This is a genomic window from Cyanobium sp. T1G-Tous (assembly GCF_024345455.1).
In the GTDB taxonomy this organism is placed as follows: Bacteria; Cyanobacteriota; Cyanobacteriia; order PCC-6307; family Cyanobiaceae; genus Cyanobium_A.
This window is the reverse complement of the sequence record NZ_JAGQBD010000014.1, coordinates 20,258-38,780: the sequence shown is the minus strand read 5'-3', so window position 1 is coordinate 38,780 and position 18,523 is coordinate 20,258. Positions and strand designations below refer to the sequence as shown.

At 65.0% G+C, this 18,523-nt stretch carries 19 protein-coding genes and 1 tRNA gene; 10 read left to right on the top strand and 10 right to left on the bottom strand.

Annotation, left to right across the window (positions count from 1 at the left end):
- Positions 1–157: 157 nt before the first annotated feature.
- From KBY75_RS09445 to KBY75_RS09430, 4 genes are read right to left on the bottom strand one after another with little or no spacing between them, the layout of a single operon-like run.
- Positions 158–382 carry a ferredoxin family protein gene (locus KBY75_RS09445; RefSeq protein WP_106501642.1) on the bottom strand — a complete coding sequence of 75 codons (225 nt, stop codon included), beginning with the start codon at positions 380–382 and terminating at the stop codon, positions 158–160.
- 9 nt (positions 383–391) lie between these two features.
- Positions 392–1,561 carry an ATP phosphoribosyltransferase regulatory subunit gene (locus KBY75_RS09440; RefSeq protein WP_255023725.1) on the bottom strand — a complete coding sequence of 390 codons (1,170 nt, stop codon included), beginning with the start codon at positions 1,559–1,561 and terminating at the stop codon, positions 392–394.
- Positions 1,562–1,607: 46 nt separating this feature from the next.
- The gene (locus KBY75_RS09435) at positions 1,608–2,486 is read right to left on the bottom strand and encodes an inositol monophosphatase family protein (RefSeq protein WP_254936298.1); all 879 of its coding nucleotides are present in this window, start codon (positions 2,484–2,486) and stop codon (positions 1,608–1,610) included.
- Positions 2,483–2,851 carry a 2Fe-2S iron-sulfur cluster-binding protein gene (locus KBY75_RS09430; RefSeq protein WP_255023724.1) on the bottom strand — a complete coding sequence of 123 codons (369 nt, stop codon included), beginning with the start codon at positions 2,849–2,851 and terminating at the stop codon, positions 2,483–2,485. Before KBY75_RS09430 ends, KBY75_RS09435 begins: the two co-directional genes overlap by 4 nt.
- Positions 2,852–2,889: 38 nt before the next feature.
- Between KBY75_RS09430 and KBY75_RS09425 the strand changes: the two genes are divergently transcribed.
- A tRNA-Ser gene (locus KBY75_RS09425) sits at positions 2,890–2,976 on the top strand.
- A 138-nt stretch (positions 2,977–3,114) separates the two neighbouring features.
- Here KBY75_RS09425 and pstB read toward each other — a convergent pair.
- From pstB to pstC, 3 genes are read right to left on the bottom strand one after another with little or no spacing between them, the layout of a single operon-like run.
- Positions 3,115–3,939 carry a phosphate ABC transporter ATP-binding protein PstB gene (pstB, locus tag KBY75_RS09420; RefSeq protein WP_255023723.1) on the bottom strand — a complete coding sequence of 275 codons (825 nt, stop codon included), beginning with the start codon at positions 3,937–3,939 and terminating at the stop codon, positions 3,115–3,117.
- A gap of 45 nt (positions 3,940–3,984) precedes the next feature.
- A complete protein-coding gene (pstA, locus tag KBY75_RS09415; RefSeq protein ID WP_255023722.1) occupies positions 3,985–4,899 on the bottom strand; it encodes a phosphate ABC transporter permease PstA in 915 nt (304 codons plus the stop codon).
- Between the two features lie 8 nt (positions 4,900–4,907).
- The gene (pstC, locus tag KBY75_RS09410; protein WP_254936294.1) at positions 4,908–5,903 is read right to left on the bottom strand and encodes a phosphate ABC transporter permease subunit PstC; all 996 of its coding nucleotides are present in this window, start codon (positions 5,901–5,903) and stop codon (positions 4,908–4,910) included.
- A gap of 198 nt (positions 5,904–6,101) precedes the next feature.
- Between pstC and dnaK the strand changes: the two genes are divergently transcribed.
- Genes dnaK through murQ form a run of 4 tightly spaced genes read left to right on the top strand, consistent with a single transcriptional unit; the run spans position 6,102 to position 10,528 of the window.
- A complete protein-coding gene (gene dnaK / locus KBY75_RS09405; protein WP_255023721.1) occupies positions 6,102–8,192 on the top strand; it encodes a molecular chaperone DnaK in 2,091 nt (696 codons plus the stop codon).
- Positions 8,189–9,136, top strand: coding sequence for a DnaJ domain-containing protein (locus tag KBY75_RS09400; protein ID WP_255023720.1), 948 nt, complete (start codon positions 8,189–8,191; stop codon positions 9,134–9,136). The genes dnaK and KBY75_RS09400 overlap by 4 nt, the downstream gene beginning before the upstream one ends.
- Positions 9,137–9,170: 34 nt before the next feature.
- A complete protein-coding gene (locus KBY75_RS09395) occupies positions 9,171–9,572 on the top strand; it encodes a DUF3110 domain-containing protein (protein ID WP_255023753.1) in 402 nt (133 codons plus the stop codon).
- A complete protein-coding gene (gene murQ, locus KBY75_RS09390; RefSeq protein ID WP_255023718.1) occupies positions 9,569–10,528 on the top strand; it encodes an N-acetylmuramic acid 6-phosphate etherase in 960 nt (319 codons plus the stop codon). The genes KBY75_RS09395 and murQ overlap by 4 nt, the downstream gene beginning before the upstream one ends.
- On the opposite strand, the gene mtnP is transcribed toward murQ, so the two are convergent.
- Positions 10,507–11,430: an S-methyl-5'-thioadenosine phosphorylase gene (gene mtnP, locus KBY75_RS09385; RefSeq protein WP_254936291.1), complete on the bottom strand. Its 924-nt coding sequence runs from the start codon at positions 11,428–11,430 to the stop codon at positions 10,507–10,509. The genes murQ and mtnP overlap by 22 nt on opposite strands.
- 128 nt (positions 11,431–11,558) lie before the next feature.
- On the opposite strand from mtnP, the gene KBY75_RS09380 reads away from it, so the two are divergent.
- Complete coding sequence (locus tag KBY75_RS09380; protein ID WP_254936290.1) at positions 11,559–11,999, top strand: peptidylprolyl isomerase; 441 nt, start codon at positions 11,559–11,561, stop codon at positions 11,997–11,999.
- A 42-nt stretch (positions 12,000–12,041) separates the two neighbouring features.
- On the opposite strand, the gene ribBA is transcribed toward KBY75_RS09380, so the two are convergent.
- The gene (gene ribBA / locus KBY75_RS09375) at positions 12,042–13,655 is read right to left on the bottom strand and encodes a bifunctional 3,4-dihydroxy-2-butanone-4-phosphate synthase/GTP cyclohydrolase II (protein WP_255023752.1); all 1,614 of its coding nucleotides are present in this window, start codon (positions 13,653–13,655) and stop codon (positions 12,042–12,044) included.
- 157 nt (positions 13,656–13,812) lie between these two features.
- Here ribBA and argC point away from each other — a divergent pair, with 157 nt between their 5' ends.
- Complete coding sequence (gene argC / locus KBY75_RS09370) at positions 13,813–14,877, top strand: N-acetyl-gamma-glutamyl-phosphate reductase (RefSeq protein WP_255023717.1); 1,065 nt, start codon at positions 13,813–13,815, stop codon at positions 14,875–14,877.
- On the opposite strand, the gene purN is transcribed toward argC, so the two are convergent.
- Positions 14,868–15,557 carry a phosphoribosylglycinamide formyltransferase gene (gene purN, locus KBY75_RS09365; protein WP_255023716.1) on the bottom strand — a complete coding sequence of 230 codons (690 nt, stop codon included), beginning with the start codon at positions 15,555–15,557 and terminating at the stop codon, positions 14,868–14,870. The genes argC and purN overlap by 10 nt on opposite strands.
- Before the next feature lie 6 nt (positions 15,558–15,563).
- On the opposite strand from purN, the gene KBY75_RS09360 reads away from it, so the two are divergent.
- Genes KBY75_RS09360 through KBY75_RS09350 form a run of 3 tightly spaced genes read left to right on the top strand, consistent with a single transcriptional unit; the run spans position 15,564 to position 18,521 of the window.
- Positions 15,564–15,908, top strand: a complete 345-nt coding sequence (locus KBY75_RS09360; protein ID WP_255023715.1) for a DUF1257 domain-containing protein — start codon at positions 15,564–15,566, stop codon at positions 15,906–15,908.
- A 4-nt stretch (positions 15,909–15,912) separates the two neighbouring features.
- The gene (locus tag KBY75_RS09355; protein ID WP_255023714.1) at positions 15,913–17,646 is read left to right on the top strand and encodes a M61 family metallopeptidase; all 1,734 of its coding nucleotides are present in this window, start codon (positions 15,913–15,915) and stop codon (positions 17,644–17,646) included.
- On the top strand, positions 17,643–18,521 hold the full coding sequence (locus tag KBY75_RS09350) for an N-acetylmuramoyl-L-alanine amidase (protein ID WP_255023713.1): 879 nt from the start codon (positions 17,643–17,645) through the stop codon (positions 18,519–18,521). Before KBY75_RS09355 ends, KBY75_RS09350 begins: the two co-directional genes overlap by 4 nt.
- Positions 18,522–18,523: the final 2 nt, after the last annotated feature.

Here is an 18,523-nt window from a genome sequence, read left to right as displayed (position 1 = left end):
AGGCGTTTCGTCGTTGGGCAATCCTTACGGAGCTTGGGCCTTTCGGCTCAATGGCTCTGAGGGAGGGGTCTCCGAACTTCTGGCTTGGCTAAGCCAAGACTTAGCTAAGCCTTGAGTTGACTAAGCGGCGGAGCGCACAACCTGCCTCCTATGGCGCTCAGCCCGCCTGCTGCAGCTCGGGCTTTTCTTCGGGAAGGATGGCCCCCTGCACGGGACACACCTGCAGGCAGATGCCGCAATCGATGCAGGTGTCGAAGTCGATCCAATAAAAGTTTGTGCCCTTGCTGTTGGCGCCTTGGCCGGGGTTGATGCAAGCCACGGGGCAGGCATCGACGCAATCGGCTACGCCCTCGCAGACGTTGGTGACGATCGTGTGAGCCATCTTCGAATTTTAGGAATCGATCCAGAGGGTACGGCCGCAGCCGCGAGCCTGGCTGAGGGTTTCAGCTTCCGCCTGGTTGGCGCAGGCGCCGCTGAGCAGTTCAGCGCAGGTGCCCATCTGGTGCAGGGCCTCCAGCTGATCGAGGGCTGCGGCCAGGTGTTGGGGGTTGCCGTAGGCCACCAGTACCGGCGCAGGGCTCTCTATGGCCGGTGCCACCAGCTCCCGCACCGCTCCCACATCGAAGCCAAAGCCCACTCCCGCAGCCTTGCTTGGCTCTGGGCAAAAGCGACCCACCAGGGCGTCGTAACGACCGCCGCTGGCGATCTCCACCGGCACCTCCTGTCCCTGGCAGACCAGCTTCAGCACAAGGCCGTCATAGAGGGCGAAGTGGGGCTGGAAGCTCGGGTCGAGCTGTAGTTGCACCCCCAGGCGCTCGGCGGCCGGGGCCACCGCTGCCAGGGTCTCGCCCAGCTCCGTTAGCAGGGGTATGGGGCCGAGCCATTGCTCCAGTTCATACAGCACCTTGGCTGGCTCGCCGCGCAGGCGCATCAGGTTGCCCAGTCGCTGCCGATCAGAATCGGGGAGGGCCAGTTGGGCCAGCGCTAGGGGATCGAAGTTGGTGAGGGCGGCGCGGGCCGCTCCCTGCTGCTGCTCGGGCAGCTGGCGCAGCAGGGCGCTGAGCACCCCGTGGTGCCCCACCAGCAGCCGCGGCTGGTGATGGGCCTGCAGTCCAAGAGCTCCGGCGGCGGCAAGCAGCAGCCGCATCAGCTCCACATCGGCGGCGGCTGTTTGGGCCCCGAGCAGCTCCACGCCGCTCTGCAACTGTTCGTGCAGCCGCTGGGAGCCGCCGTCAGCCGTGGAGCTGCGGAAGGTGCTGCCCATGGCCCAGAGCCGCAGGGGGCGGGGCCGCTCGGCCAGGCGGGTGCTGGCGGCGCGGGCGATTGAGGCGGTCAGTTCCGGCCGCAACCCCAGGGGCTCATCACTTGCCAGCCGCACCAGCTCACGGCCGTCGATGCCACCACCAGCCTCCAGGGTGTCGAGCCGCTCAAAGCTGGGCGGCGCCACCTCCTGATAGCCCCAGAGCCGATACACAGCTGCTAGTTGATCGGCGATGCGCCGGTTGCCCTCAACTTCACGGGGGTTGAGATCCCGAACGCCAGCGGCAGGTTGCAGGGCCATTGCGGCGTTGAAGGTGGGATGGGGTGGGCTGATCCTATGGATCGAATCAGGGAGAGTCGAGTTCGGGGGCGCCATAGCTGGCGCCGGCCAGGGGGCGGCAGGAGGCCAGGCCCTCTATCAGGGCTGGTTGCAGGGTCGCTCCAGAGGCCAGGATCCGCCCCGAATCGATCGCAAATGCCGAGCCGTCGTAGGCGCTCACCACTCCGCCGGCTTGCTCCACAAGCACCACTCCGGCGGCCAGATCCCAGGGCGATAGGCCCCGCTCCCAAATGCCATCGAGCTTGCCGGCGGCCACGAAGGCGAGATCCAGGGCCACCGAGCCGCCGCGGCGCACGCCCTGGCTGCGGTGGGTAAACCAGGCGAATTCGGCGTAGTTGTTGTCGAGTCGGCTGCAGCGGTCGTAGGCAAAGCCGGTCACCAGCAGGGCCTGCCCGAGGCTGGGGCAATTACTAACCGCCAACCTGCTGCCATTGCACCAAGAGCCCAGGCCGGGGGCGGCCCAGTAGAGCTGCTCCAGGCCCGGAGCAGCTAGGGCGCCGAGTAGGGGCTGGCCGCGCCAGCACAAGCCCACCGAGGTGCCAAACAGCGGGTAGCTGTGGGCGTAGTTGGTGGTGCCATCGAGGGGATCGACGCACCACTCCAGATCGCCGGGCCTGGGGCGGCGTCCGCTTTCCTCGGCCAGAACGCCAATCTGCGGTGTTTCGGCCTCGAGCAGCGCCAGCACCGCGGCTTCAGCGGCATGGTCTGCCTCGGTGACCAGATCGCCGGAGCGCCCCTTTTCACGGACCTGCTGCAGGCGGCCAAAGTGCTGGCGCAGTTGCTCGCCTCCGGCTTCCGCCGCCCGGCGCGCCACCGCCGTTAGCTGTTCGAGCTCGCCGCTGCTCAGGCCAGACTGTTCGTAGGCTGCGGTGCTGGTTGCTTTCATTCCTCTTCCAAGGGCAGGGCGCTGCGCACCTTGCCGCGGCCAAAGTGCCGGCCAAACTGCAGTTCGTAGACCTCGTCCTCTTCCTGGGTCTCCACCTCCAAGGGGCCGGTGGCCCGGGCCACGCAAAGCAGTCCGTAGCCACGCCCGCGCAGCTCCCGCGAGAGCCCCAGGGACTCGCGCTGGTCGATTTCACCGCTGATCACGCGCACGGCGCAGGCGGTGCAGCAGCCGTTGCGGCAACTAAAAGGCAGGGGATCTCCTTGCTGCTCAAAGCTGCGCAGGATGTATTCCCCTTCGGGAACCTCGTGGCGAATCACCTGGCCGGTTTGGAGCCAGTGAACCGTGATCGGATGGGTGCGAGTCATGCTGCTACATTGCCATCTGGTTGCCCCATTTTGCCCCTGGAGAGGTGGCCGAGTGGTCGAAGGCGCAGCACTGGAAATGCTGTATAGGGGCAACTCTATCGAGGGTTCGAATCCCTCCCTCTCCGTTATAAAGCCGGCCTTGCGGCCGGCTTTTTCATGGCCTCCAGAGATTGAGTGAATCAATCCCTGATCTGCTAAGTTTATTCATTAACAAGAAGCTGTTTTTGATCTAAATATCTAATTCAAGCCTTTATCGTTGCTTGTTAGCCGAATCGGCCGCTCACATAGTCCTGGGTGGCCTGCTGGCCGGGGGCATTGAAGATCCGTTCGGTGTCGTTGAACTCCACCAGGTAACCCACCTTGCCGGTGCCACCTTCCACGGCTTCGGCATTAAAGAAGGCCGTTTGATCAGCCACGCGCACGGCTTGCTGCATGTTGTGGGTCACGATGATGATCGTGTAGCTGCGCTTCAGCTCATGCATAGTTTCTTCGATCTTCAGTGTGGAGATCGGATCAAGTGCTGAGCAGGGCTCGTCCATCAAGATCACCTCCGGTTCGGTGGCGATGGCTCGGGCGATGCAGAGGCGTTGCTGCTGGCCGCCAGACAGGGCAAAACCGCTCTCCCGCAGTTTGTCCTTGCATTCATCCCACACCGCAGCCTTCCGCAGGGAGCGCTCCACCAGCTCATCCATATCGCCCTTGAAGCCGTTGATCCGGGCGCCGAAGGCGATGTTTTCGTAAATTGTTTTGGGGAAGGGATTGGGCTTCTGGAACACCATGCCAATGCGCCTGCGCACCTCCACTGGATCCACCTTGGGGTCGTAGAGATCGTGGCCGTCAAACACAACCCTGCCTTTGAGCTTGCAGCCTGGTATCAGATCGTTCATCCGATTGAGGCCGCGCAACACGGTCGACTTGCCGCACCCAGAAGGGCCAATAAAGGCTGTCACTCGGCCGCGAGGGATGTCCATGAAGACATTTTTCACCGCCTCAAACTTGCCGTAGGAGATGGTGACGTTCTGCAGGGACATGCAGGCATCACCTTTGCTAGAGGCGGCGGATTGGCTGGAGTGGAGGCTGCTGGTCATGGCTCTGAAAGGAATGGGAAAAGGGAAGGACTGGAGGTTTTGGCTTCAGACTTTGGCCATTCGGCTGATCCAGCGGGCCAGCAGGTTGGCGGCCAGGATCATCATCACCAGCACAAATGAAGCGGCCCAGGCAAGTTCGTTTTGGGCCTCATAGGGCATGATCGCGAAATTGAAGATCAGCACCGACATGGTGGCGATCGGATTAAACACCCCCTCAGGCCAGAAGGGTGAGAAAAGTGCCGTGAATATCAAGGGAGCCGTTTCGCCGGCGGCTCGGGCGATCGAAAGCACGATGCCAGTTGCTATCGGGGTGAAGGCCGATGGCAAGGTGATCCGCATTACGGTCACAAACTTCGAAGCACCAACTCCGTAGGCACCCCAGCGCAGCTCCTGGGGCACCAGCTTGAGACCCTCATCGGTGGTCTTAATCACTGTGGGCAGCATCAATACCGAAAGAGCGATGCCGCCAGCCATGGCGCTGTAGCTCTGGTCGAAAAATATCCGGGTGGCTACGACGATTCCGTAAACGAAAACGCCGCTGATGATCGATGGCACACCGGCTAAAACATCGGTGCCGAAGCTGACGAACTGGGCAAACCAGCCCCGACTGGAGTATTCGCTGAGGTAAATGCCCCCCCCCACTCCCACGGGGATGGCGATCAAGGAGGCAATCAGGGTCACCAAGATTGTGCCGAGGATGGCGTTGCCAATGCCGCCTCCCTCCAGGCCGGGAGGTGGTGGCAGTTGGGTAAACAAGCTGACGCTGATCAGTCGACCGCCTTGCATCAACACGTGGAATAGGACCAGCACCAGCGGCAGCACCGCTATGGCAGCAAATATGCCAGCAATGCTGGTAAACAGCAGATTGAGTCGATTGCGGCGCAAGCCTGGGTCGAAGTGCAACGGCCGCCGGTCAAACAGGGCGGTGTTGTCGTAGGTGATCGGAGAAGGGTTAGCCATGGTGGTGATCAGTAACGCAGGCTGAGACGACGGACGAGCCATTGGGCCGCCACATTCACCGCAAATGTGAGCAGCATCAGGATTAATGCGGCATACATCAGCGCCGATACCTGGATGCCATCGGCTTCGCCGAATTGGTTGGCGAGCATCGAGGCGATCGTGTTGCCTGGAGCAAGTAATGAAAGATCGAAGTTGAGGGCGTTGCCAATAATCATCGTGACCGCCATTGTTTCCCCCATCGCCCTACCCAGGGCGAGCATCACGCCGCCAATTATTGCCGAAACTGCAGCCGGCAAAATCACGCTGAAGATGGCCCCCCAGCGGGTTGTACCCACCCCGTAAGCCCCCTGGCGCAGCTCCAGCGGCACCTGGTTGAGGGCATCTCTTGAGATGGCGGTGATGATCGGCAGCACCATCACCACCAGGATCAAGATGGCTGGGGCCATGCCTGGTCCCTGGGGCACGGTGTTGAAGAAAGGAGTCCAACCCAAAAGGCTGTGGAGCAGGTTGAGGGCTGGGCGGATAGCCGGCTCCATCACAAAGATGGCCCAAAGCCCGAGCACCACCGAAGGGATGGCCGCAAGTAGTTCCACCATCAAGCCAATCGCCTCCCGCAGGGAGCTGGGGATCAGGTCTTCGGTGATGAAGATCGCCGTGCCCACACCCAAGGGAATGGCGATTGCTAGCGACAGGATCGAGGTCACCAACGTGCCGTAGATGGCAATGAAGGCCCCGTATTGCTCGTTGACGGGATCCCAGCTGGAGGTGGTGAGGAAGCTGAGCCCAAAGCTTGAAATCGCCTCCCGGGCCCCTTGAAACACCGTGAGGAAGATGCCCAGCAGCACAATTGCTACGGCTGAGGCAAGCACCAGTGTTAGCTGCCGAAAGCCGAGGTCGACCAGCTTTTCCGAGGGTGGGCGGCGACGCAGCGTGAAGGCGTCAGCATCCAGATTGCGATTGGGATTCACTGGGCCTGTGCCCGCTTGGCTGGAGTCCGTCAGCATGGGTAGGGATGGCTTTGCATCGGTCAGCGCTGAGCGGCCGATCCGATAGAAATCTACGAAGCGCTGCCCTTGCCGCCGTTTAAGCAGTGATTAACGTCTGGGAGCCCGTTAGTTTTGGGCTTCCACAGCGCGGGGCTGAGCCGCCGTTTTCATGGGTCGACGGGGTTCTAGGCGCATGCATCTAAGTAAAGGGGTGCCATGTCCCGGATAGTTGGCATCGACCTTGGCACCACAAATTCTGTGGTGGCGGTACTGGAGGGCGGCCGTCCCCAGGTGATCGCCAGCGCTGAGGGCGGCCGCACGACCCCTTCGGTGGTGGGCTTCAGCCGCGACCAAGAGTTGCTCGTCGGCCAGCTGGCCCGGCGTCAGCTCGTGCTCAATCCACGCAATACCTTCGCCAACCTCAAGCGTTTCGTTGGCCGTCAGTGGGACGAGCTCGAGGAAAGCAGTCTGTCGGTGCCCTACAGCGTGCGGGCCAACGACCAGGGCAATGTGCGGGTGGTGTGCCCAGCCACTGAACGCGAATACGCCCCTGAAGAGCTCGTTGCCAGCGTGCTGCGCAAGCTCTGTGATGACGCCGCCACCTACCTGGGCGAGCCCGTGGAAGCGGCGGTGATCACCGTGCCGGCCTACTTCAACGACGCCCAGCGCCAGGCCACCCGCGATGCCGGCCGCCTGGCCGGGATCAGCGTTGAGCGGATCCTCAATGAGCCCACCTCGGCAGCCCTGGCCTACGGCTTCGATCGCAGCACTGTCAAGCGGGTGCTGGTGTTTGACCTGGGCGGCGGCACCTTTGATGTATCCGTGCTGCGCATCGCCCAAGGGGTGTTCGATGTGAAGGCCACCAGCGGCGACACCCAGCTGGGCGGCAACGACTGGGACCGGCGCATTGTTGATTGGTTGGCCGATGCCTTCCTGGCGGAGCACAGCATTGATCTGCGCCGTGACCGCCAGGCCCTGCAGCGGCTCACCGAAGCAGCGGAGAAAGCCAAGATCGAGCTCAGCGGGGTGCAGAGCACGCCGATTTCTTTGCCTTTTATTGCCACTGGCCCCGACGGGCCGCTGCATATCGAAACCACCCTGGAGCGGCGGGTGTTTGAGGGCCTCTGCCCCGATCTGCTGGATCGGTTGCTGCGCCCCGTGCAGCGGGCCCTGCGGGATTCGGCCTTCGCGGCCGAAGACATCGACGACGTCGTGCTGGTGGGCGGCTGCACCCGCATGCCGATGGTTCAGCAGATGGTGCGCACCCTTATTCCGCTGGAGCCCTGCCAGTCGGTGAACCCCGATGAGGTGGTGGCGATTGGTGCTGCGGTGCAGGCCGGGATCCTCACCGGTGAGCTGCGCGATCTGATGCTCAACGACGTCACGCCCCTATCGCTTGGCCTGGAAACCATTGGCGGCGTGATGAAGGTGCTGATTCCTCGCAACACCTCGATCCCGGTGCGCAAGAGCGACTTGTTCAGCACTTCCGAGGCCAACCAAAGCTCGGTGGAGATCCACGTGCTGCAGGGGGAGCGGCAGATGGCCGCCGACAACAAGAGCCTGGGGCGTTTTCGTCTCTCTGGCATACCGCCGGCGCCTCGGGGCGTGCCCCAGGTGCAGGTCTCCTTCGACATCGATGCCAACGGCCTGCTGCAGGTGTCGGCGACCGACCGCACCACCGGGCGCCAGCAGAGCGTCAGCATCCAGGGGGGCTCCAACCTCAGCGAGGAGGAGATCACCAAGTTGATTGAGGAGGCCGATCTCAAGGCCAGCGAGGATCGACGCAAGCGAGCCGAGATTGATCGCCGCAACCGCGCCCAAACCCTGGTGGCCCAGGCGGAGCGCCGGTTGCGCGACGCATCCCTTGAACTGGGCCCCTACGGCGCCGAGCGCCAGCAGCGCTCCGTGGAGATGGCCCTGCGCGATGTGCAAGATCTGCTGGCTGCCGACGACCTGGTGGAGCTGGAGCTGGCCGTGAGCCAGCTGCAGGAAGCTCTGTTTGGTCTCAACCGCCGCCTGCTGAGTGAACGCAAAGCAGAGCAGGGGCCGCTGCAGGGGCTCAAGAACACCCTGGGCTCACTCAAAGATGAGTTGTTTGCCGATGACGACTGGGATGACTGGAATCGCCCTGGCAGCGATCCCTGGGCTGCCCCCCCCAGTCGCTACGACCGGGATCCCTATCGCGAGCCCTACAGGGATCCCTATAAAGAGCCCTACCGGGAGCCCTATCGCGAACCGGAACCGGTAGCCCGCGAGCGCCGGCCCCGCAGCGACTCAGATCCCTGGGGAGATGGTTCCTACCGGTGACCTCTAGCCCCGCCGCCCCGGCCGACTACTGGTCGGTACTGGGCCTCGAGCCTGGCGCCGATGCCAGCAATCTCAAGCGGGCTTTCCGGGCCCAGGCCCGCCGCTGGCACCCCGATCTCAACGGCAACGACCCGCTGGCGGAGGAGCGCTTCAAGCTGGTCAACGAGGCCTATGCGGTGCTCTCAGATCCGCGCCGCCGCCAGGCCTGGGAGGCCGGTGTACCCGCTGACGGCCAGGGCCGGGAGTCCCAGGATCCCTTTGCTTCCGGTTTCCCGGACTTCGAGGCATACCTCGAGGTGCTTTTCGGTGAGCGCCGCCGACCCCGCCGGGCTGCCGAACCCGAGTGGCAGGAACCCGAGCCCGAGCCTCCCGCGGAAACCCCCCGGCAGGCTTCTGGATCGGTAACTGCTGCACCGCCGCCGCCGCCACCGGTGCGGGCCTCCAGCGACCAGGAGAGCCTGGTGGACCTCACGCCGGAGCAGGCGTTGCAGGGGGAGCGGCTGGAGCTGGAGCTGGCTGACGGCACGGCGGTTGAGGTGTGGACCCCTCCTTTTGCCGGCGATGGCTGGCGACTGCGGCTGGCGGGGGTGACCCCTGGCGGCGGAGACCACTTCCTGCAGTTGCGGGTGCGCACCGAGGAAGGCCTGCGCATCGACGGTCTGCGTGTGCTCTACCCGCTCGAACTGACCCCAGCGGAGGCGGCCCTGGGCTGCCAGGTGGTGGTGCCCACCCTGCGCGGGCCTGTGAAGCTGCGGGTGCCGGCCGGCTCCTCCAGCGGCCGCCTGCTGCGCCTGCGGGGGCGGGGCCAGGAGTGGGCTGAGCAGCGCGGCGACCAGCTGGTGGAGGTGCGGATCCTGGTGCCGGAGCAGCTGGGTGAGGCGGAGGCAGCCCTCTACAAACGGCTGCAGGAGCTCGCCGACGATCCCGACGACCAGCACCGGTGACACACTGGAGTGCCATTGCCCCATGCCGCGATCCATGCCGGTGCATGTGCTGCTCTTTGATGCTGGAACCGATCAGGAAGGCATCCATTCGTTGGAGCTAAACGGCCGCACGGTGGTGCTGCTGTTTGAAGACAGCGACGATGCGGAGCGCTACGCCGGTCTGCTCGAAGCCCAGGACTTTCCCGTGCCCACCGTGGAGCCGCTCGACCGCGAGGAGATGGAGCTTTTCTGCGGCGAGGCGGGCTATGAGGCCCGCTTTGTGCCGGCGGGCTTCCTGCCCCAGAGCGCTGAAGACCGGCTGCTGATTGCGCCGCCTGAGCGCAACATGGACGTAACCAACTGGCAGGAGCAGCGGGAGCAGCAGGAGCAGGCAAGCGAGAGCAGCGGTGACCCCAGCCTCGAAGCCTTCCGCCGTCAACTGGAGGGCTTGCTGTGACCGGCCCGTCTGTGAGCAGCCCTCCTGAGAGCGGCACTGATCGCGGCCACCTGCTCACCGAGCAGGCCAATCCCCTCAGCGAGCGGCTCGACCAGCTGCCCACCGATGAGCTGGTGGGCCTTTTTTGTGCCAACGAACGGGAGCCCCAGCGGGCCCTGGAGGCGGCGGCCCCGGCCCTGGCTGCCGCCGTTGATGCCATCGCTGCCCGTTTGCAGGCCGGCGGGCGACTTTTTTACCTAGGAGCCGGCACCTCCGGCCGGCTTGGGGTGCTCGATGCGGCCGAGTGTCCGCCAACTTTCTGCACGGCGCCTGAGCTGGTGCAGGGCGTGCTTGCTGGCGGCGCCCCAGCCCTGCTGCGCAGCTCCGAGGGCCTGGAGGATCTGGCAGCTGCTGGCCGCAGTGACCTGGAGGAGCGCGGCTTTGGCCCGGCCGATTGTTTGGTGGGCATTGCTGCTGGCGGCACCACTCCCTACGTGCTTGGGGCCCTGGAGCACGCCCAGGCGATCGGAGCCCTGGCAATCGCCATGGCCTGCGTGCCAGCCGAGCAGGTGCCGATGCCCTGCTCCATCGATATCCGCCTGCTCACGGGCCCTGAACTGCTGGCGGGCTCCACCCGGCTCAAGGCCGGCACCGCCACCAAGATGGCCCTGAATTTGCTCTCCACCGGCGTGATGGTGCGCCTGGGCAAGGTGCACGGCAACCGCATGGTGGATGTGGCCGTCACCAACAGCAAGCTGGAGGATCGGGCCCTGCGCATCCTGCGCGATCTGGCTGGGCTGGAGCGGCAGCGCGGCCGGGAACTGCTGCAGCAGAGCGGCGGCTCGGTGAAGCTGGCCTTGCTGATCGCGGCCACTGGGCTGGATGTGGCCTCAGCCGCCGCCCACCTGGCCAACCATGGACCCAGCCTGCGCCAGGCGCTGGCGGCCTGCGGCGCTCAGCTGAACGGGCCCCAGTAGGGAGCCGTAAACAGGTCGAGCTTGCGGCGGGTGGCGGCAGGCACGTGCTCCTTGGGAGTCATCAGGGCATGGCGCAGGGCCTGGTGGGCGCTGCTGGTGGGTCGCTGGGCCTCAACCCGCTGGGCCGCTAGCCGCACGATCTGCTGGGCCAGGCTGGCGTTGGCGTGCAGGTTGGCGATCACCATTTCCACTGTCACCGAGGCGTGTTCCTGGTGCCAGCAGTCGTAGTCGGTCACCATTGCCAAGGTGGCGTAGGCGATCTCCGCTTCCCGGGCCAGCCGCGCTTCGGTGTGATTGGTCATGCCGATCACTTCGCAGTCCCAGGAGCGGTAGAGCTTCGATTCGGCCCGGGTGGAGAAGGCCGGCCCCTCCATGCAGAGGTAGGTGCCGCCGCGGTGCAGCTTGCGGCCTTCGGGCATCAGACTTTCGGCCACATCGGCCAGCAGGCGGCTGAGCACCGGGCAGAAGGGCTCGGCAAAAGCCACATGGGCCACCAGCCCCTCCCCAAACAGCGTCAGCGGCCGCTGCTGGGTGCGATCGATGAATTGATCCGGCACCAGCATGTCGAGGGGCCGAACCTGCTCCTGCAGGGAGCCCACCGCCGATAGGGACAGGATCCAGCGCACGCCGAGGGAGCGCAGGGCCCAGAGGTTGGCCTGGTAGGGCACCTCGGTGGGGGTGTGGCTGTGGTGGCGGCCGTGACGGGCCAGGAACACCACCTCCAGGTCGCCTATACGGCCGAGGCGTAGGGCATCAGAGGGGGCTCCGTAGGGCGTTTCGAGCGTGAGCTCTTGAATGTCTTCGAGGCCCTCCATGGCGTAGAGACCACTGCCCCCCAGGACCCCCAGGCGGGCGCGGCTGAGATCGATGCCGTTAGGGGAGTTGGGGGTGGGGCTGCTCATCGGCGGCGGGGTCTGGCGACGGGGCGTTGAAAGGGTTTATCCGGCTAGAGCTTGCCCCATTCTCAGCACGGCGTTTCAGCCGGTTGGCCCGTGCCACCCCATAAAGTCGGCCTTTATCCCCTGCCGCCGTGACCAAAGCCTTGATGGAGACCGACGCCGGCACCATCGAACTCGAACTGTTCGAGGCCGATGCACCTAACACCGTGGCCAACTTCACCAAGCTCGCCAAGGAGGGCTTCTACGACGGCCTGGCCTTCCACCGCGTGATTCCCGGCTTCATGGCCCAGGGCGGTTGCCCCAATAGCCGTGAAGGCGCCCGTGGCACCGCCGGCACCGGCGGCCCTGGCTACCAGATCGACTGCGAGATCAATAGCCAGAAGCATCAGGCGGGCACCCTGGCCATGGCCCATGCCGGCAAGAACACTGGCGGCTCGCAGTTTTATATCTGCCACGGAGCCCAGCCCCACCTTGACGGTGTGCACACCGTGTTTGGCCACACCGGCAACATGAATGTGGTCACGGCCCTCAAGAACGGCAGCCGTATCACCAAAGTGACAATCCAGGACTGAAAGCTGACAATCCAGGACTGATAGCGACAATTCAGGATTGGCTCAGCGCCAGACCAGAAAGGCACCGGGCTGAACTATCAGGTCGGTGCCCAAATCTTTAAGGGGCCGCTGTTCCGACTCCAGATCCGCACTGGGATGACTGCTGCGTTGGCCATCAGGGGCTAGTAGCAGGCTTAGTCGTTCGGTTTTGGGCCAGCCGCCCATCAGCATCAGCGCCGCAGCAACGGCCCCCACACCGCTGCCGGCATGGTCGAGTCCGCTAAGTAGCACCGCCAGCTGGGGCTGGTCGAGCAGGGCCAGCAGCCTTGGATGCTCCTCGCGCTCCACCTGCAGCCCCTGCTCCAAGGCCCAAAGCTGCAGCTGCTCCAGCTGCTCCTGCTGACCGCTGGCCGCAACCTGGCCGTGCCAGGCCAGCACTGCCGTGGGTCCGCCGATCGGGCAGGAGGGACCATCACCCATCAGATGGCCAAGTTTGATGCGCTTGGTTTGCAAGTAGGCGGCGTTGTGGCTGCCGGCATCCATCACCAGCGGCACCCGGTCTTCGACCTGCAGGCCATAACCACCGAGGCCAGCGATCTTGCGCGGGTTGTTGGTGATCAGGCGCAGGCGCTGGATGCCCAGGTCGCTGAGGATTTGAGCCCCCACTCCGTAGTTGCGCAGGTCGGCAGCAAAGCCAAGGCGTTCATTCGCTTCCACTGTGTCGAGGCCGGTGTCCTGCAGGGAGTAGGCCTTGAGCTTGTTGATCAGGCCAATGCCGCGGCCCTCCTGGCGCAGATACACCACCACCCCAACGCCAGCCGCTTCGATCATGCGCAGGGCAGCCTCCAGCTGGGGCCGGCAGTCGCAGCGCAGCGAACCAAAGGCATCACCGGTGAGGCACTCGCTGTGCACCCGCACCAGCACTGGCTCTTTAGCCAGCTGCGGTTGGCCCTTGATGATGGCAACGTGCTCGCTGCCATCGAGTTCGTTGCGGTAGCCGATGGCGCGGAAGTCGCCGAAGGCGCTGGGCATGGCCGCTTCCGCCTGGCGCTGCACGAAGCGCTCGGTATCGAGGCGGTAGCTGATCAGTTCGGCAATGCTGATCAGGCGTAATCCGTGGCGTTTGGCGTAGGCAGCCAGCTGGGGTAGCCGGGCCATGGAGCCGTCGCTGTTTTGAATTTCGCAGATCACCCCAGCGGGATAGAGGCCCGAAAGCCTGGCGAGATCAACGGCGGCCTCGGTGTGTCCAGCGCGCTTCAGTACGCCGCCTTGCTTGGCCCGCAGCGGAAAAATGTGGCCTGGCCGGCGCAGGTCGGCCGGACGGGTGTGGGGGTGGATCGCCACCTGGATGGTGCGGGCGCGATCATCGGCGGAAATTCCAGTGCTGACGCCGTTTTCTGGGCCCGCATCGACGCTCACCGTGAAGGCCGTCTGGTTGCTGTCGGTGTTGCGATCCACCATCAGCGGCAGATCAAGGGCATCGAGCCGTTCACCCTCCATGGCCAGGCAGATCAGGCCCCGGGCTTCGGTGGCCATGAAATTGATCTGCTCGGGCGTTGCAAACTGCGCGGCGCAGATCAGATCGCCTTCATTTTCCCGATTTTCATCGTCTACCACCACGATTGATTCGCCGTTGCGGATCGCGGCGAGACCATCGGCAACTGAGTCAAAAGCGATTCGCTCTTCCCCGTTCAAAGCGACCTCCGGGCTGGAACCGGATGGCAAGGGTGAGAAACTCGAGTCGCGCAGGAGGGTCAACGGAGTGCGGGCGGGGACTAGGCCCTGGCGCAATCATCCTTTATAAAGCCCCTTCGTCCTGCCCCCGGGCCTTGCCATGGCCAACAAGCGTGTTGCGGTGATCGGGGCCAGTGGCTACGGCGGCCTGCAGACCCTGCGCCTGCTCCACCAGCACCCTGCCCTGGATGTCAGCTTCTTGGGCGGCGAGCGCAGCAGCGGCAAGCGCTGGAGTGAGCTGGTGCCCTTTTTGCCCCTGGCCGGCGACCCGGTGGTGCAAACCCCAGATCCCGATGCCATCGCCGCGGCGGCTGATTTCGCGGTGCTCAGCCTGCCCAATGGCCTGGCGGCCCAGCTGGTGCCGCCCCTGCTGCAGCGTGGTGTGCGGGTGGTTGATCTTTCCGCCGACTACCGCTTCAGCAGCCTGGGCCGCTGGCAGGAGGTGTATGCCAGCGAGGCCCGGGAGGTGGCCCGCAGCGATGACGACCTCTGCGCTGAGGCCGTCTATGGCTTGCCCGAATGGGAGGCGGAGGCAATTCGCACCGCCCGCTTAATAGCGGCTCCTGGCTGTTTCCCCACGGCCTCACTGCTGGGGCTGCTGCCGTTCTTGAAGCAAGGTCTGATCGACACCACCGGCATCGTCATCGACGCCAAAACCGGCACCTCCGGTGGTGGTCGAGCTGCCAAGGAGCACCTGCTGCTGGCGGAGTGCTCCGAGGCGGTTGCTCCCTACGGGGTGGTGGGCCACCGCCACACCAGTGAGATTGAGCAGCTGGCTAGCCGGGTGGCGGGCCATGAGATCCAGCTGCAGTTCACCCCGCACCTGATGCCGATGGTGCGGGGCCTGCTGGCCACCGTCTACTGCCGTCTGCGCGACCCAGGCCTGACCGCTGAAGACTGCGCCACCCTGCTGGCCTCGGCCTACCGCCAGGCCCCCTGCGTTGAGGTGCTGCCGGTGGGCACCTATCCCTCCACCAAATGGGTGCGCCAGACCAACCGGGCCCTGCTCTCGGTGCAGGTGGATCGTCGCACCGGCCAGCTGATCGTGATGGCTGCTATCGACAACCTGGTCAAGGGCCAGGCGGGTCAGGGAGTGCAATGTCTCAACCTGATGGCCGGGCTTGAGCCCACCGCCGGCCTGCCGTTGCTGCCCTTTTATCCCTGAGCTGCGAGCTGCTGGGCGGTGAGGTGCTGGGCGGTGAGGGCTACCGCCAGGGGCAGGATGCGGTGCTCCTGGCGCTGGATGCGGGCGCTGAGGCTGGCGTGGTCGTCCGTTGCTAACACCGGCACCGCCGCCTGCACCAGGATGCGCCCTGCATCAACCTCCTCGCACACCAGGTGGGCAGTGCAGCCGGCCAGGGTGACTCCCGCCGCCAGGGCCTGACCCACCGCATCAAGGCCGCGGAAGCTGGGCAGCAGCGAGGGATGAATATTGATCAGACGCTCGGGGAAGGCGCCGATCAAGGTGCTTGTGACGACGCGCATCCAGCCCGCCATCACCACCACATCAACTCCAGCTGCCTGAAAAGCCGCCACCAGGGCCTGGTCGAGGGCTGCGCGGTTGGCCACGCTGCGGTGGTCATGCACTTGGCAAGGTATGGCGAGGCGCTCGGCCCGTTGCTGGGCACCGCAGCCGGGGTTGTTGACCACCAGCAGGGCCACCTCTGCCTGGAGCCGGCCGTAAGTGCAGGCTTGCACTAGGGCTTCAAAGTTGCTGCCGGCTCCCGAAGCCATCACCCCCAGCCGCAGGATTGGCTGGGCGCTGGCCCAATCCGGTGGCAATTCCGGTGGCAATGGCCACTGGACGCAGTTCTGTTGATCGCTAGGGTCTGAAAAAGCGGGCATTGTGCCGTGTCCCACCTCACCATCCTGCCCACAGTGCTGCGCGATGCCGAGGGGCTCGCCGCCAGCTTGGTGGCTCTGGGCCACATCCCCATTTATGGCGGGGTGCTTAAGGGTTTTGCCGCCGAGAGCCAGCCCGTTCTTTTGCAAGTTGTTTTGCCGGGTGGGGAACAGCTGGGCTGGCAGCGCCACCGCGACGGCTCCCTTGCCCTGGTCGGCGACCTGCAGCGCCTTAGCCGCTCCCAGAGCCTGCAGCGCCTGCTTGGCGCCATCACCCGCCGCTACGCCGCTGAGCTGGCCCTGCGCCAGGCCGCTAGCGCCTTTCCTGGGGCCCAGGTGAGCGTGGCGTCCTGACGCCGTGCCTGAGCTGCATCTCGACCTCACCGCCTGCTACCAACACCTGGTGCGGGTTCGCCTGCTTCACACTCCCCGTCAGCTGAGCCTGCGCCTGGCCCTGCCGGCCTGGACTCCCGGCTCATACCTGATCCGCGACTATGTGCGGCAGCTTGAGAGTCTGGAAATTACTCAGGCTGGACACCAGCTGGAGCCGCGCCGCACCAGCCCGAGCAGTTGGCAGCTGGAGCTGCCCAGCCTCGAACCAGTTGAAATCAGCTACGCGGTGCTGGCCGCCGAGCTCACGGTGCGCACCTGCCATCTCGATGGCGACCACGGCTTTCTGGCCTTGGCAGCCGTGGTTCTGGAGCTGGAGGGGGAGCGTTGGTCGCCCCACCGGCTGCAGCTCAGCCTTCCGCCCAGCTGGGATGCCTTCGTGCCCCTGCCAGAGCTGCAGGGCCCGGCGCAGGGCTGGCTTGCCGCTGATTTCGACCAACTAATCGATACCCCGGTGGAGGTCGGTCCCCATCGATCCCATCACTTCAGCGTCGCCGGCGTGCCCCATCGCTGGGTGAGTTGGGGCCGCGATCTGCAAGGTGCCGACCTGCTCGACAGTGATCCCCAGCTGCTCAGCGATCTCGAAAAGGTTTGCCTGGCCTGCTGCCGGTTGATGGGCGTTGAGCGACCTGCGGCCGACCACTACCTATTTGTGCTGCACCTCACCGAAAGCGGTTATGGCGGCCTTGAGCACGACTTCAGCACTGTGTTGCAGTTTGGCCGCCGGGTCCTGGCCAAGCCTGATGGGCGCCGCAAGTTGCTGCAGCTAGCCGCCCATGAATACCTGCACCAGTGGAACGTGCGCCGGCTGCGGCCCGCTGAGCTGAGCCCCTATCGCTACGACCAGGCGGTGGTGGTGCCCACCCTCTGGTTTGCCGAGGGCATCACCAGCTATGTGGATCAGCTGTTGCCCCACTGCGCCGGCTGCAGCAGCGAGGCGGAGCTGCTCGAGGATCTGGGCGCGGATCTGAGCCGCTATCTGCTCAGTGCTGGGCGGGGCTTGCAGAGCCTGCGCGCCAGCAGTGAGGAGGCCTGGGTAAAGCTTTACCGCCCCGATGCTTACTCCCCCAACAGCCAGGTGAGCTACTACCTCAAGGGCGCGGTGCTGGCCCTGGTGCTGGACCTGCACCTACGCCGTGCCGGCAGCGGGCTGCCCGTGGTGCTGCGGCAGCTTTGGGCCAGCCATGGCGCCGTGGGCAGGGGCTACCAGGAGGCAGACCTGATTGCTGCCTTTGCCAGCCAGGCGCCCGATTTAGCTGAGCTGTTGCCCCGCTGGCTCAGCTCCTGTGAGGATCCGCCCCTGTTTGGCTATCTGGCCGATATGGGCCTGCGGCTTGAACCCCGGCTTGCCGGTAGTCAGGAGCTGGGCTGCCGCTTGGAGCCAGGCAGCGGCGGCTTGGTGCTGCAGCGGGTGGGCCGCGATGGACCGGCCCAACGGGCGGGGCTGGTAGTGGGCGATGAATGGATTGCCCTCGATGGCCTGCGCCTGCGCAGCATTGACGATTTGATGGTGCATCTGCGGCCGGAGGCGCCCCTGATTCCGCACCAGCTGCTGTTCTGCCGGGACGGTTTGGTGCGCAGCACCGTGCTGCTGCCAACGGCACCAGCAGTGGAGAGCTGGCAGCTCCAGCTCGATCCCAGCACTGCTGATCCCGGCTGTGCTGAGCACCGCCGCCGCTGGCTGGGTCTTGAGGCTGCATGAATTCCAGCCGCCAGCCCCTCTGGATCGCCCTGGGCGCCGGCGCCATGCTCGCCCTTGGCGGGCTTGGCTGGCTGGCTCGAGACCTCTCAGCCGAACCGAGCGGCGGCCAGAAGCGCCCCAGCCTGCTCGAGCTGCTCGAAGAGGTACGTCAGCCTCCGGCAGCGCCTGAGCCGGGCCGCCGGGCGGCACCGGGGCCGCCTGACCACCCGCCTTGGCAATCTCCCCTGCGGGCGAGTTGCGCTCCCGGCGATCCAGCCCAGCGTTTAAGGCTGCAGCAATTGGCAGAAAGGGTCCAAACCTCACCGGCGCGGGTGCAGATCCACCCCACCAACTTTGGCGAGCGCTTCAATCGTGATGCCTACGGCAATCCGGTGGATCCCACACCCCAGCTGGTGGTCCTGCACGAAACGGTTTACGGCATTGGTTCAGCTATTAACACCTTTGTGACGCCCCATCCCCGTGATGAAGATCAGGTGAGCTACCACAGCTTGATTGGTGGCGATGGCTCGGTGGTGCAGGTGCTCGATCCTTCCAAGCGGGCCTTCGGGGCTGGTAATTCGGCCTTCAACGGCCGCTGGGTAGTAACGAACGCCAAGGTGGGTGGCTCGATCAATAACTTCGCCCTGCATATCAGCTTGGAAACGCCCCTCGATGGCGAGGACGACGGACCAGCCCATAGCGGTTACACCTCAGCCCAATACGACGCCCTGGCGGCCTTGCTAGCCGGCTGGATGCAACGTTTCCCCATTCCGCCCTCCCACATCACTACCCACCGAGCGGTGGACCTGGGTGGGGAGCGAGCTGATCCCCGCAGCTTCCGTTGGGCTGAGTTGCAAATCCGACTTCAAAACCTCGGCCTGCTCTGCAAGCGTTGATT